The organism is Flavobacterium sp. (genome assembly GCF_044373165.1).
Taxonomy (GTDB): Bacteria; Bacteroidota; Bacteroidia; order Flavobacteriales; family Flavobacteriaceae; genus Flavobacterium.
This window is the reverse complement of record NZ_JBILQL010000065.1, coordinates 1-13,564: the sequence shown is the minus strand read 5'-3', so window position 1 is coordinate 13,564 and position 13,564 is coordinate 1. Positions and strand designations below refer to the sequence as shown.

Sequence of the window (13,564 nt, the reverse complement as noted above, 5' to 3'; positions counted from 1 at the left end):
AATTGAAAAGTATCGCCCAAGCGAAAAACAGGAATAGTGTTTTGCCCGTTTTGAACAAAGCTTATGGTTTTAATATGGTATGGCGGCAGAATTTCTTTTTCAACTTGGGAAAAAACCGATGCGGAAAGAACAAACAACGCTAAGGTAATGAGACGCTTTTTTAACATGATTTTCAATTTTTCGAAACGTAAATATACAAATTAAAACCACATGAATTGTGCCGATAAATTTCAATGATAAAATAGGTTAAGCTAATATTTCGTTAAAAAAAATCTGTTGCGTAATTCTTTTCCTAATTTTCACAATAAATGTAATATTTATCCGTTATAATTTTTATCAATAACAAAAACCTAAATTTATGAAGCAAATTTTAAAATCGGCATTAGTACTTTTTTTATTTCCTACAGCTTTTTTTGCTCAGGAGTTAAAACCAACTGACGCCATTCCCTTTGATCCAAATGTGAAGAAAGGCACCTTAAAGAATGGCCTAACTTACTACATTAGAAAAAACGACAAGCCTGAGAATAAAGTTGATTTAAGATTAGTAATCAATGCCGGTTCAATTCTGGAAAACGATGACCAGCAAGGTTTAGCGCATTTCATGGAGCATATGTGTTTTAACGGAACCAAGCGTTTTCCTAAAAATCAATTGGTAGACTACTTGCAAAGTATAGGGATAAAATTTGGCCAACATTTGAATGCTTATACCAGTTTTGATGAAACAGTATACTTTCTTCCATTGCCTTCTGATGATCCCGAAAAATTAGAAAAAGGATTTCAAATTATTGAAGATTGGGCTTTCAATGCCAACTTAACTCCGGAGGAAATTGACAAAGAGCGTGGCGTGGTTTTGGAAGAATACCGTTTAGGATTGGGTGCCGACAAAAGAATGGAAGATCGTTACATTCCTAAAATGATGCACCAATCTAAATATGCTGAGCGTTTGCCTATTGGGAAAAAAGAAATTCTTCAAAACTTTACTCATGATAAATTGGTTAATTTTTACAAAGATTGGTATCGCCCTAATTTAATGAGTGTCATTGTAATTGGTGATATTGATGTAGCCCAAATGGAGCAAAAAATCAAAGATCATTTTGAAAATTATAAGAATCCGGCAAATGAAAAACCGAGAAAAGTTTTTGAAGTTCCCAATCACAAAGAAACTTTAGTGTCTATTGAAAGTGATAAAGAAGCCGCTCAAACTCAAATACAGTTATTGTACAAAGATTACGCAGCACCGAAAAAAATAAAAACCATTAAAGATTTACAAGATAAATTGGCGGAAGGTCTATTTTCTACGATGTTAAACAATCGTTTGAACGAACTTACTAATTCTCCAACACCGCCATTTACTTTCGGATATACTTATCACGGTGGCACTTTTGCTCGAAACAAAGAAGCTTTCCAATCTTTTGCCATGATTGATGAAAAGAAGCAATTAGAGGCTTTGAAGGTATTGGTTTCAGAAAACGAGAGAGTAAAAAAATTCGGTTTTACTAATGGAGAGTTTGAAAGAGCCAAAAGCGAGATTTTGTCGAGAGTGGAAAGTCAATACAAAGACAGAAACAAAACCAATTCCGAAGACTTAATTTGGGAATGCCAGTCTAATTTCTTAGAAGAAAACCCAATGCCGGGCATAGAATGGGAATTCCAAAATATGGAAAGAATAATGTCGGCCATCAAATTAGAACAGGTGAATGGTTTAATCAAAGATTTTATCAAAAGTGACAACAGAGTTGTGGTAATTACTTCTCCTGAAAAAGAAGGATTGAAAAAAGTAACCGAGAAAGAAGTATTAGCAGCGCTAGAAGTCAACACCCAAGATTTGAAGGCTTATGAGGACAAAGCTGTTGCTTCAAGTTTGTTGCGCAAACCCATTGCAGAAGGCTCTATAGTTAAAAAAGAAACCAATGATAAAATTGGAGCGACAACACTGACTTTGTCTAACGGCGCTAAGGTAACTTACAAGAAAACCGATTTTAAAAACGATGAAATTTTATTAGAAGCTGTAAGTTTTGGCGGCACTAATTTATACTCAAATGAGGAGATGAAAAAAACGCAGTTTGCCAATAGCGGTTTGGCAGAAGCCGGATTTTCTGGTTTGACACAAAACGATATCGATAAGTTTATGGCCGGAAAAATAGCTTCGGTAACGCCTTACATCAGCAATACTACTGAAGGATTTAGAGGCAGTACCACGCCTAAAGATTTAGAGTATGCCTTTCAAATGTTACACGCGTATTTCACCGATTTGAATTTTGATAAAGACGCCTTTGAAGGTTTCAAACAAAAGCAATCCAATTTTATGGGTAATATGATTTCGCAACCGAGTTTCTATTTTCAACAAGAATTTTATACTTATTTGAACAAAGAAAATCCAAGATGGAACGGCATAGTGCCAACAGCCGAAAAATGGGCGGAAACAGATTACCAATTGGCTTATAATAAATTCAAAGAGCGATTTGCTAACGCCGCCGATTTTGAGTTTTTCTTTGTTGGAAATGTTGAAGATGCTGCTATGGAAAACTTTGCTAAAAAGTACATTGCTTCATTACCCTCAAACAACAGCAAAGAAACCGCTAAAGATTTAGGGTATCGCATGTTAAAAGGCGATATCAAAAAAGTAGTCAACAAAGGAAAAGATCCTAAAAGTAATGTGACCATCATGTTCTATGGTGATGCAGTTTATTCTTCTAAAGAAGCGATAGCTATGACAGCACTTGGAGAAGTATTGACCATCAAATTGGTGGAAGAATTAAGAGAAAATGAAAGTGGTGTTTACGGCGTAAGCGCTCGTGGCAGTATGAGTAAAATGCCTTATGGCTCTTATAGTTTTAATATAGGCTTTCCTTGCGGACCAGAGAATGCAGAGAAGTTAATTGCTTCTGCTTTAGCCGAATTGGATAAAATTATCAAAAACGGTCCTGAAGAAAAAGACGTTAACAAGTACAAAGAAGCCGAAGCATTGGAGTACAAAAAGAAAATCAAAGAAAACCGTTATTGGATGACCAATTTTACCCGTTCTTACATGAATGGTTCCAGTCCGGATGATATATTAGTAGCTTCTGAAAAAGTCAAAGCGGTAACCGCCAAAGAAATTCAGGAAGTTGCGGCCAAATATTTGTCTAAAGATAAAACGATTGGTGTTTTAATGCCGGAATAGTTTTTCAATGCACAATGCCCAAAACCATCATACTGAAAAGTGTGGTGGTTTTTTTATTTAAAGCAAACAGGAATAATTTCGCCTTTGGCCAAACAATATTTTTCAACCAATTCAGGAGCAATTTTATTGGTGTAGTCTTCTTCGATTACTTTAAAACCAATGCTTCTCAGTTTGTCGAAATAATCCCTGCCGTACACTCTAACGTGGTCGTATTGCCCAAAGATTTTTGCGCGTTCTTTTTGGTCGGTTATGCTGTCGTCAGAAAAAGTAGTGGCTCTGGACAGGTCTTGCGGAATTTGAAAAATACCCATACCGCCGGGTTTTAAAACACGATACAATTCCTGCATGGCTTTGGTGTCATCCGGAATATGTTCTAAAACATGATTGCAAAAAATAATATCGTAATGGTTGTCATCAAACGGTAAGTTACAAATATCTGCTTTTACATCTGCCAAAGGTGAAAGTAAGTCGGTAGTAGTATACTCGATATTGGGTTGCTTTTTGAAACGTTTGTAAAACTCTTGTTCGGGCGCAAAGTGCAATACTTTCTTTTTGTCTTTGGCGGTAAAGAAATCGGTTTCATTTTGCAAGTACAACCACAACAAACGATGTCTTTCTAACGAAAGCGTACTCGGAGACAACACATTGTTTCTTTGGTTTCCGTAGCCGTAAGGGAGAAACATGCGGAAACTTTTCCCGTCAATCGGATCGGTGAATCGATTGCCTTTTAATAAAAAAGCTAAAATCGGGCGCACTACGATGCTTAACCGAATCAAGATAGGTCTCGGAATAGTATTTAGGATGAATTTGAATAGTTTTTTCATTATAACACTAAAGGTTTTTGACGGAATTCTTCTTCTTCATTGCTTTCAATTCCCAAAGCGTTGTAGATGTAAGCAAAAGTAGAAAGCAGTTCGGGTTTGCCGTTAACTAAAGCTACATTGTGTTCAAAATGGGCGCTTGGTTTTTTGTCTGCAGTTACTATTGTCCAGCCGTCTTTTAAGGTTTTGATGTTGCGCGTTCCCATGTTAATCATTGGTTCAATTGCGACTACCATGCCTTCTACAAAAAGTTTGCCGCGACCTCTTTTACCATAGTTTGGCATTTCAGGTGCTTCGTGCATTACTCTTCCTAAACCATGTCCGACTAATTCTCGAACGACACCATAACCCTGTGCTTCGGTGTATTTTTGAATGGCATTGCCCACATCTTCCACGCGGTTGCCGATTTTAAATTCGCGGATGCCAACATACAAGCTTTCTTTGGTAACCTGTAATAATTTTTTGGTTGCCGGTGCTACTTCTCCGATTTCAAAAGTATAAGCGTGATCACCGTAAAATTCGTTTTTCAAAACCCCGCAATCTACCGATACGATATCGCCTTCTTCTATAGGACGATTGGTGGGTAAACCATGAACTACCTGCTCATTTACACTGGTGAGTAATGTTGACGGACAACCATACAATCCTAAAAATCCCGGAACCGCTTGGTGGTCACGAATGAATTGTTCGGCTAATTTGTCGAGTGCTAAAGTGGTTACTCCCGGTTTAATTTCGGTGGCAATCATGCCTAAGGTTTTGGAAACCAACAAGGCACTTTCGCGCATTAATTCAATTTCTTCGGCTGTTTTTTGAATAATCATTTGCTGTAATTTAACATCTACATTCGGCTTGTTGCCGTGAATGAGGTTGCAAAAGTAATTATTTTACCCTTACTTATTCAGGATTGGCCATGATTTTAAACAGTTTGGCGTTTGAGTCGAAGTAACGATTTTCGATTAGCAATTTTGATAATTGAGCAGAAACCAAGTTATTCTCACGGGAATTAATCAAAAAGATTGAGCTTTCACCAAATGAAAACAGTCGTTCTTCAGAAGTCAGCATCGTATTGTAATCTACCACCAAATTGTCAATCAACTGTTTTTGTTTTTCCAGTGAATTGATTTCAGTTTGTTGCGCTTTGATTTTGTTTTTCAGGGCAACACGCTCTAAATCCAAATCGAATTTCACATCTTGTAATTTGAGCTTAGCCAATTGTAAACTACCGCGTTCTTTTCGCAAAAAAAGCGGGAAATAAAAATTAACACCAACTTTATAATCTTGGAATCGATAATTGTCAAAATAACGGGGTTCGGATAAATACGAATAGCCTAAGTCGATTTTAGGTAGGAGCATATTGGCTTTGAGTTTTCGTTCCACCTCCAACATTTCAATTTTGTTTTCCAAGGCATTAATTTTCGGATGGTTATCTAAAGTAGGATTGTCCAACATTAAGTCGTTTGTTCGTAACGTCTCTTTTATGGTCAGTACTAAGTTTTCTTCCGGAATGATATCGTCTTGTAATTCTAAAGGCACATTGTTTTCCAGCCATAAAAAGTTCGCTAATTCTAATTTGGCTTTGGCTAATTTCAGTTGAGAATCTTCTAAACTCAATTTTCTGTTTCTAACGATAATGCCGGCTTCTACACTATCAATAGCCGGTTTGTCACCTTGTTCAATCGATTTGGCAATTCCTTGGTAACGAATGTTGGCATTGGTTAGATAGGTTTGGTACAAATTGACTTCATTGTGATTTCGTTTCCAGTTAAAATATGCCATAGAAGCATCATACAATACAGCAACTGCCATTAAATTCCTTTCGGCTTGACTCAATTTTAACTGAATTTTAGCCTTTCGCAAGTCGGCCATACGTTGATTGATAAACAAACCTTGTCCCAACGGAACCGAAATCCCCAAGGAAGTTAACCCTTGGTTAGGCACCGTGTTTTCAGGGTTGAGGAAAATGCCTTCGTTGTTGTCGAATCCGGCTTTGATTTCTACTCCGTACCAAGTTGGGATTTTAAAACTGCTGTTTAAAATAGAGTAGTATTCGTTGTCTTTGAATTTTTTTTGTTCAAAATCGACTTCAATTTTCGGGTCGAAACCACCACGTGCCATCATCAAGTTGGCTTGCGCCTGATTGATTTCTAAGTTGGCACTTTTAACCAGCGGATGGTATTTTTTGACATACCCCAAAAACTCATTGTAAGTCAGTTCTTTGGAGGTGTTTTGACTCCAAATCGAAGATCCGAACAATAAAAAAACTAGGAGAATCGATTTCATTATTTTTTGTCTGTTTGAGTAGTATTTTTAGGCTGATAGTAATTAGGCGGGAAACCGTTGAGTGTTCGCCAAATTTCAAACCATACCGGTACATTGTCGAGTAAAGCCAGGGTTTGTGCGCCTGAACCGATACTGATTTGTTTAGGCCATGCTTCTTCATTTTCATCCGGTGCAATTAATACTCGGAATTTACCGTTGTCGCTGATGAAGTTTTCAATGGCTACAATTTTGCCGCCGAAAGTACCGTAGGACAAGTTGGGCCAGCCCGAGAATACGATAGTTGGCCAACCGTCGAACCAAATTCGAACTTTTTCACCTTTGTGCAGTAAAGGCAAATCGGTGGCTGAGACAAAAGTTTCCACAGCAATATCATATTTGGACGGCATGATGCTCACAATTTGAGTGCCTTCTTTAATGGTTTCCCCAATACCCGATTGCAACGCGCGGTTTACATAACCACTTTGCGGCGCTTTAATGTAATACATGCCATTTCGGATTTGGTAATTGGTGTACTGGTTTTTGAGTTTGTTCACCTGAGCTTCAGTGTCGTATTGACTACTTAATGCCGTAAATCGGTCACTGCTGGCTTTTTGTTCTTTTTCGTTGTACTCGGCTATGATACGATTGATTTCTACTTTGGCGTTTATCAATTCGTTTTCGCTGGCCAACAATTTGTTTTCCTGAGTGATGATTTTGGCTTCGGTTTCCTGTAATTTTAAGCGTTTTTCCTCCACATCAGTCATCGGTTTTAGCCCTTCTTTATTCAAAGCTAATGAACGATTGTATTGCGTAATGGCAATCTTGATTTGTGTTCTCACTGCTACCAAATCCATACTGTCGCTTTTAACCTTTAAGATACCTTGACGAATTTTATTGTTGGCTTGTTGCAACTTTAATTGGCGTTCGTTTCGAATGGCTTCAATTTGTCCTTCTAATGAAACAACTTTACCACCATATGATTTTTCAGAGAGTTCTTTTGCTTTGAGTTGGTTTTCAGTGTTTTCTACCAAATTCGGGTCTAAGTAATCTTCTTTAGTTTCCGAAATGAATAAAATGGTATCGCCTTTTTGTACAAAATCACCTTCTTTAACATACCATTTTTCAATTCTACCGGCTATGGCCGAGTGAATGGTTTGTGGTCTTTGATCGGGTTTTAAAGTAGTTACAGCGCCCGAACCTGAGATATTTTGAGTCCAAGGCAAAAACAAAATCAGTAACCCGAATAATGAAACACCTGCAATAATTTTATTCAAAACTTTGTAATGCGGACGATCGCTTAGCGTTTTGAAAGTGCTGTATTTTTCTATGTTTTGAATGATACGTTTATTGTTAGAAATATTAAGCATTTGATTTATTGTTTAATGTCATTAATAATTTTTCCTTCACTCATGGTAATTTTACGGGTGCATTTTTGTTTCCAATAGTCGTTTTTAGAGGAAACAATCAGCGTCCATTTGTTTTCCTTTGAAGTAATAAAATCGATTACTTCTTTAGCGGCATCATTGTCCATTTTGTCCAAAGCATCTTCGTAGAATAAAATTTTCGGACGGTTGATGATGCTGCGTGCCAACAAGATTTTTTGGGCGTTTGAGGAAGACAGTTGTTTGCCTTCAGGATAGATTTTGGTTTCTAATCCTTTCGGCAACGACTTGATGAAGTCGCCTAGTTTAACACTGTCAATGGCCCATTTCAAATCGTCTTGAGAAATCAATGGGTTGTTGAACGTGATGTTTTCCAAAATAGTCCCTTCAAAAGGCGTTTCACCGATAATAATAGTACTGATTTGCGAGCGGTACTGTTCTAAATCGATTTTCCGGTAAGTGTCATCATTGATATAAAATGCCCCTGAAGTAGGGTTTATCAAACCGGAAAGGATTCGGATTAACGTGGTTTTTCCCGAACCGTTGTTTCCGTCCAAGTATATTTTTTCCGATTGTTCGATGGTGAGACTTATCTTTTCCAAAACATAATCCGTAGCATCGGGGAATTTGAAACTGATGTTTTCTGCAGCCAACTGGATGTTTGTATAGCAAAATTCGGCCGGTTTAGTGGAAGGCTCTTCAATTTCCAAATCGGTTATTTGACCAATTTTTTCTACAGCTGTCAAAACATCATACAAAGTTTCTAAGCCGATGATGATTTTCTCTACAGAGTTGATAACCAATAAAATGATGATTTCTGCGGCTACGAACTGACCGATATTCATTTTTTGATTTAATACCAAATAGCCACCAATCAATAACAGTCCTGCGGTAATAATAATTTTAAAAACAATGAGTTGAGAGAATTGTCTTTTGATGACATTGAAGTGTTTTTCCCTGTAGGTTAAATACTCTGAAACCAAAAGATCGTTTTTACTTAAAGCAAAATCAAAGTTGGAAGTTTTCTTGAAACTGAAGTTGTTGCGAGCCATTTCTTGTAACCAGCTGACTACTTTATACTTGTATTTCGATTCTTTCAAGCTGCTGGAAAGGCCTGAGTTGTAGGAGAATTTAAAAATAATGTACAATAATGCCATCAAAAAGAGTCCGAAAAAGATAAAGAACAGATGGTACAAGGACAACAAGATGATTCCGAAAACAATTTGCAACAAAGCCGAGGAAAAGTCGATTAACAATTTTGAAGCTCCTTTTTGGATGGTTAGCGTATCAAAAAAGCGATTGGCTAATTCCGGCGGGTATTGATTGTGTAAGGCTTCGGTCTTAATTTTCGGCAAACGAAAACCAAATTCAAACGAAGAACGAATGAATATTTTTTGTTGGAGGTTTTCGGTAATTCGCAATTGCATCAGAGATAAAATTCCGGACAAAGCCACTCCGGCAATTACAATGAAGACCAGTACAATCCAGGATATGCTCACTCTTCCGGATTGGATTAGGTTGATGATGGCTTGAATGCCGAGTGGTAAGGACAAACTCACCAATCCGGCAAAAATAGCATAGAAAAATACTTGTGTGATGTCTTTACGGTCAAGTTTCAGTAGGTTGATTAACCTTTGAGACGCTGTGAATGCCATAGTTATTTACTTAAAATTTTTTGAGCCAAATCAATATAAAATTGGGTCGGCGAATTATTTTCATTGCAATTGGTTATTGTTTTCAAATGGTCTTTCAGAAAGTGTTGGTGTAGCGAACCTTCTACTATAGAAGAAGACAAGCTTTTAGCATATGCATACTCCGGATTGACTTCCTGAATGATGTCAATGATTCGGTTAATCACCCTTTTGTAAACCAAAAAGAAACCTTCTTTATTTTCTTCATCCACTTCTTTGGTCAACAACGTTTTAGTAAACTCGGCGATGATGATTTTGTTTAAAATCGATTCATTTATGTGTAGAGTAGTCGAATCATCTTCAATTTTTTCAGTGACTATAGTGATGGCTCTTTTGAGTTTTTCCATAGGATCAATGATATTAGTGGTTGAAATCAACATACGGTATTCCAGCCAACCCCAATACCATGAAGACAAATACAACAATAACTTGTGCTTACTCTCAAAGTAACGATAGATTGAGCTTTCGTTAGAACCTATCTGTTCGCCAAGCTTTTTAAACGTAAAGTTTTCAAAACCTATTTCATCTATCAAAAGTATACTTTTTTGAATGATTTTTTTGCCCAAATCAGAAGTCTCTGGGTTTTTTACAAATAGTTTCGGATTTACCGTAATTGAAATGTTAGATAAGATACTATTCATAGGGTGTTATTTTTGAGGAACTGATTTGATAGTTTTCATTTGAATTACATCCACTAAAAAGGCAAATGCCATAGAGAAGTATATGTAACCTTTAGGGATTTCAAAGTGTAATCCTTCTGCGATTAGCGATACACCTATCATCATTAAAAAACACAAAGCCAATATTTTAAACGAAGGATGTTTGGCAATAAACTCGCTGATTGGTTTGGCTGCGGCTAACATGATAATTACCGTTACAATTACTGCGGTGTACATTACCCAAAGCTCTTGAACCATTCCAACAGCGGTGATGATGGAATCGATAGAGAAAACCAAGTCCAATAGGATTACCTCACCAAGTAATCTTTGAAAAGAAGCTTTTTTTACCGGAATTGCTTCATTGGATTGTAAAACTTCTGTTTTGTGGTATATTTCTTTGGTACTTTTGTAAATTAAAAACAGTCCGCCCAATAGGAGAATGATGCCTTTTCCGGTAAAATCGATGTCAAATAAACGGAATAAGATTTGGTCTAATTTTAAGATCCATGAGATCAAAGCCAATAAACACAATCGCATAATCAATGCTAATCCGATACCCCAAAACCGGAGCTTTTTGCGTTGGTCTTCTGGTAATTTGTCGGCCAGAATTGAAATAAAAATGATGTTGTCTATGCCCAATATAACTTCTAGGGCTATTAATGATAATAAAGGAATTAAGGCGTCTGCTAACATGGTTATTCTAAAATTAGTTTAAATCCGAAGTTTAGGTTTTTCATTTCTTGTAAGTTGGCTTCAACTTTATTGTTTTTAAAGTCTAATAAACGCAAGTGATCCAAGCGCATAATTTGTTTGGGCAATTCCATAAAGCGATTGTCATTTAAATAAAGATATTCCAACGAGGTCATGTTTTCAAATTGTTTTGGCAACGATTTTAATTTGTCGTTTTCTAAATGGAGTTCTCTCAATCCGTTTAAATTACTCAAAACATCCATGCTGTTTTCCAAGTCAAATTGTTTTTCGTCATTCAAATACAACACTTGTAGTTTGGATAAGCTTTTCAGGGTTTTGGGCAAAACTTTAAAATTGTTCCCACTCAAGTCAAGTGTTTTTAAATTGGTGAGTTTTGCAATTCCTTCAGGAATCGTATTTAAATTGTCGTTTTTTAAACTTAAATACTCTAAGTTGGTAAACACAGACCAGTCTACATTATCTAAAGCAATTTTTTGGTTGCTCAAGTCTAAACTGATTACTTCTTTAGGCGAAAGTAGAGCCTCGCTTAAACTCACAAATTTTTTATTATCGGCAACCGGATTTGATTGTGATGACAAACTAGTAATCCCGCCGAGCAATCCTAAAAGTAAAACCACAATCTTTTTCATAACTATTGATTTTGAATGTATTTGATTGCAAAGATAATAGTAAAACTATTAACATTGAAATTTTAACTTTTATTTAATCATTTTTCAAAAGTGTTTATGAGATATGTCATATTTTTATAAGGATTTGGATAATAATTTTGAACAAAATTTTAGTTATGAGCCAATATGTTACCGCTGCGGAAGCAGTCAAAGTAGTCAAATCAAACGACCGAGTGTATGTGCAAGCGGCCGCGGCTACCCCTACAGTTTTAACCAAAGCCTTGGCCAATAGAGCTTCAGAGCTTCGCAATGTTGAGGTTTGTCATTTACATACCGAAGGCGATGCGCCCTACGCAAATCCAAGTTTGTCTGATAGTTTTCATGTGAATTCCTTTTTTATCGGTGCCAATGTTCGCCATACTTTAAAAGCCGGAAATGGTTCTTATACACCGGTATTTTTGAGTGAATTGCCGCATTTGTTTCGCAAAAAAGTATTGCTCATCGATGTGGCTTTTATCCATGTTTCGCCACCGGACAAACACGGTTATTGTTCGTTAGGGGTTTCTGTCGAAGCTACTGTTGCGGCTATTGAAAACGCCAAAATTGTCATCGCACAAGTAAATACGCAAATGCCGAGAACCTTTGGCGATGGCATTCTGCACGAATCTGAGATCGATTATTTGGTCGAAGTGAATGAGCCTATCTTTAGTCATGAACCCACTCCTTTTTCCAAAGAAGAAGAGAAAATTGGGGAGTACGTTGCCTCTTTAATCGAAGACCAAAGCACTTTACAAATGGGTATTGGTTCTATTCCGAATGCCGCTTTAAGCAAATTAAAAAACCACAAGGATTTAGGGCTACACACCGAAATGTTCTCCGACGGCGTTATCGATTTGATCGAAAGCGATGTCATCAATTGCAATTATAAAGGCACCTTGCGCGGCAGAGTGTTAGCCACTTTTTTAATCGGTTCGAAGCGACTCTATGATTTTGTAAGCGACAATCCGTTTATCGAAATGAAAGAGTCTTCCATGGTCAACGACACGGCTCGTATCCGCAAAAACCCTAAAATGGTGGCTATCAATTCTGCCATTGAAGTCGATGTTACGGGTCAAGTTTGTGCTGATTCTATTGGTGCCAATATGTATTCGGGTGTAGGCGGTCAAATGGATTTTATCCGAGGAGCCTCTTTAAGTGAAGGCGGAAAAGCCATCATTGCCTTGCCGTCGTTAACCAAAAGAGGGGAAAGCCGAATCGTGCCTTACCTCAAACAAGGCGCCGGTGTGGTGACCACGCGTTCTCACGTGCAATACATCATTACTGAAAACGGTATCGCGAATCTTTATGGCAAAACCTTAAAACAACGCATCGATGAGATGGTGAAGATTGCACATCCAACCCATCAGGAAAGCATTGAAAGAAGTTATTATGAGATGTTAAAATAGGAGCGACCCTAGTTAAGCGAATTGGTGAAGCAAAGGTTCGGGCATTTGAGCGGTTCGTGTTCCTGCTTTTCGCTACAATACAAAAGGCTTCCCGTTTAGGAAGCCTTTTGTATTTTCACTGTAATCAGGGTTAGTTGGTTTTGGACTTGTGCAAAATCAGTAGTGCCAACCCGCCAGTTACAAGCGCACCAACAACGATTTCCCGGTCATGACTTCCGGTTTCTGTATGTCCATCAGTTCTAAAATGGTTGGTGCAATATCGCCTAAAACACCGTCATGCACTCTTATATGGTCTTTGTCAACCAAAATAATCGGCACCGGGTTGGTAGTATGTGCCGTGTTCGGCGAGCCATCCGGGTTAATCATCGTTTCGCAATTGCCATGGTCTGCAATAATTATAGTAGTATAGTCATTTGCCAAAGCGGTTTCAACCACTTCTTTCACACAAATATCTACTGCTTCACATGCTTTAATAGCGGCTTCCATTACACCGGTGTGGCCTACCATATCACCGTTGGCAAAATTCAAACAAACAAAATCGACTTCGCCTTTTATCAATTCCGGAATCAAAGCATCTTTGAGTTCGTAAGCGCTCATTTCGGGTTGCAAATCATAGGTTGCCACTTTCGGAGAATTTCTCAAAATTCGGGTTTCGCCTTCAAACGGCACTTCGCGTCCGCCCGAAAAGAAGAACGTTACGTGCGGATACTTTTCGGTTTCGGCTATGCGAATTTGTTTCTTGCCGGCTTTTTCCAATACTTCGCCTAAGGTTTCCGTAATGTTGTCTTTGTCATAAATCACATGTACGTTTTCATAAGTTTCATC

10 protein-coding genes and 1 pseudogene are annotated in these 13,564 nt (G+C 37.6%); 2 read left to right on the top strand and 9 right to left on the bottom strand.

Annotated elements, in window-relative coordinates; genetic code table 11:
• Window positions 1-358 precede the first annotated feature (358 nt).
• Entirely contained in the window at window positions 359-3,163 is a 2,805-nt protein-coding gene (locus tag ACIQ32_RS08920) for a M16 family metallopeptidase (protein WP_396195340.1), read from the top strand.
• A 53-nt stretch (window positions 3,164-3,216) separates the two neighbouring features.
• On the opposite strand, the gene ACIQ32_RS08915 is transcribed toward ACIQ32_RS08920, so the two are convergent.
• From ACIQ32_RS08915 to ACIQ32_RS08880, 8 genes are all read right to left on the bottom strand, one after another.
• Window positions 3,217-3,987 carry a class I SAM-dependent methyltransferase gene (locus ACIQ32_RS08915; RefSeq protein ID WP_396195339.1) on the bottom strand — a complete coding sequence of 257 codons (771 nt, stop codon included), beginning with the start codon at window positions 3,985-3,987 and terminating at the stop codon, window positions 3,217-3,219.
• The gene (map, locus tag ACIQ32_RS08910) at window positions 3,987-4,805 is read right to left on the bottom strand and encodes a type I methionyl aminopeptidase (protein ID WP_396195338.1); all 819 of its coding nucleotides are present in this window, start codon (window positions 4,803-4,805) and stop codon (window positions 3,987-3,989) included. Before map ends, ACIQ32_RS08915 begins: the two co-directional genes overlap by 1 nt.
• A 73-nt stretch (window positions 4,806-4,878) precedes the next feature.
• Entirely contained in the window at window positions 4,879-6,264 is a 1,386-nt protein-coding gene (locus ACIQ32_RS08905; RefSeq protein ID WP_396195337.1) for a TolC family protein, read from the bottom strand.
• Window positions 6,264-7,610, bottom strand: a complete 1,347-nt coding sequence (locus tag ACIQ32_RS08900; RefSeq protein WP_396195336.1) for an HlyD family secretion protein — start codon at window positions 7,608-7,610, stop codon at window positions 6,264-6,266. The genes ACIQ32_RS08905 and ACIQ32_RS08900 overlap by 1 nt, the downstream gene beginning before the upstream one ends.
• 5 nt (window positions 7,611-7,615) lie before the next feature.
• A complete protein-coding gene (locus ACIQ32_RS08895; protein WP_396195335.1) occupies window positions 7,616-9,280 on the bottom strand; it encodes a peptidase domain-containing ABC transporter in 1,665 nt (554 codons plus the stop codon).
• A gap of 2 nt (window positions 9,281-9,282) precedes the next feature.
• Window positions 9,283-9,957, bottom strand: coding sequence for a TetR/AcrR family transcriptional regulator (locus tag ACIQ32_RS08890; RefSeq protein WP_396195334.1), 675 nt, complete (start codon window positions 9,955-9,957; stop codon window positions 9,283-9,285).
• A gap of 6 nt (window positions 9,958-9,963) precedes the next feature.
• Window positions 9,964-10,668 (bottom strand): TerC family protein, encoded by a 705-nt coding sequence (locus tag ACIQ32_RS08885; RefSeq protein WP_396195333.1) that lies wholly within the window; start codon window positions 10,666-10,668, stop codon window positions 9,964-9,966.
• Window positions 10,669-10,670: 2 nt separating this feature from the next.
• On the bottom strand, window positions 10,671-11,315 hold the full coding sequence (locus tag ACIQ32_RS08880) for a leucine-rich repeat domain-containing protein (protein ID WP_396195332.1): 645 nt from the start codon (window positions 11,313-11,315) through the stop codon (window positions 10,671-10,673).
• A 155-nt stretch (window positions 11,316-11,470) separates the two neighbouring features.
• On the opposite strand from ACIQ32_RS08880, the gene ACIQ32_RS08875 reads away from it, so the two are divergent.
• Window positions 11,471-12,739 carry an acetyl-CoA hydrolase/transferase family protein gene (locus tag ACIQ32_RS08875; protein WP_396195331.1) on the top strand — a complete coding sequence of 423 codons (1,269 nt, stop codon included), beginning with the start codon at window positions 11,471-11,473 and terminating at the stop codon, window positions 12,737-12,739.
• Between the two features lie 177 nt (window positions 12,740-12,916).
• Here ACIQ32_RS08875 and ACIQ32_RS08870 read toward each other — a convergent pair.
• Window positions 12,917-13,564, bottom strand: a pseudogene (locus ACIQ32_RS08870) (2,3-bisphosphoglycerate-independent phosphoglycerate mutase); the annotation flags it as partial.

Coding starts and splice junctions, on each gene's coding strand:
- ACIQ32_RS08920 (WP_396195340.1), top strand. CDS start 359: ATGAAGCAAATTTTAAAATCGGCATTAGTACTTTTTTTATTTCCTACA.
- ACIQ32_RS08915 (WP_396195339.1), bottom strand. CDS start 3,987: ATGAAAAAACTATTCAAATTCATCCTAAATACTATTCCGAGACCTATC.
- map (WP_396195338.1), bottom strand. CDS start 4,805: ATGATTATTCAAAAAACAGCCGAAGAAATTGAATTAATGCGCGAAAGT.
- ACIQ32_RS08905 (WP_396195337.1), bottom strand. CDS start 6,264: ATGAAATCGATTCTCCTAGTTTTTTTATTGTTCGGATCTTCGATTTGG.
- ACIQ32_RS08900 (WP_396195336.1), bottom strand. CDS start 7,610: ATGCTTAATATTTCTAACAATAAACGTATCATTCAAAACATAGAAAAA.
- ACIQ32_RS08895 (WP_396195335.1), bottom strand. CDS start 9,280: ATGGCATTCACAGCGTCTCAAAGGTTAATCAACCTACTGAAACTTGAC.
- ACIQ32_RS08890 (WP_396195334.1), bottom strand. CDS start 9,957: ATGAATAGTATCTTATCTAACATTTCAATTACGGTAAATCCGAAACTA.
- ACIQ32_RS08885 (WP_396195333.1), bottom strand. CDS start 10,668: ATGTTAGCAGACGCCTTAATTCCTTTATTATCATTAATAGCCCTAGAA.
- ACIQ32_RS08880 (WP_396195332.1), bottom strand. CDS start 11,315: ATGAAAAAGATTGTGGTTTTACTTTTAGGATTGCTCGGCGGGATTACT.
- ACIQ32_RS08875 (WP_396195331.1), top strand. CDS start 11,471: ATGAGCCAATATGTTACCGCTGCGGAAGCAGTCAAAGTAGTCAAATCA.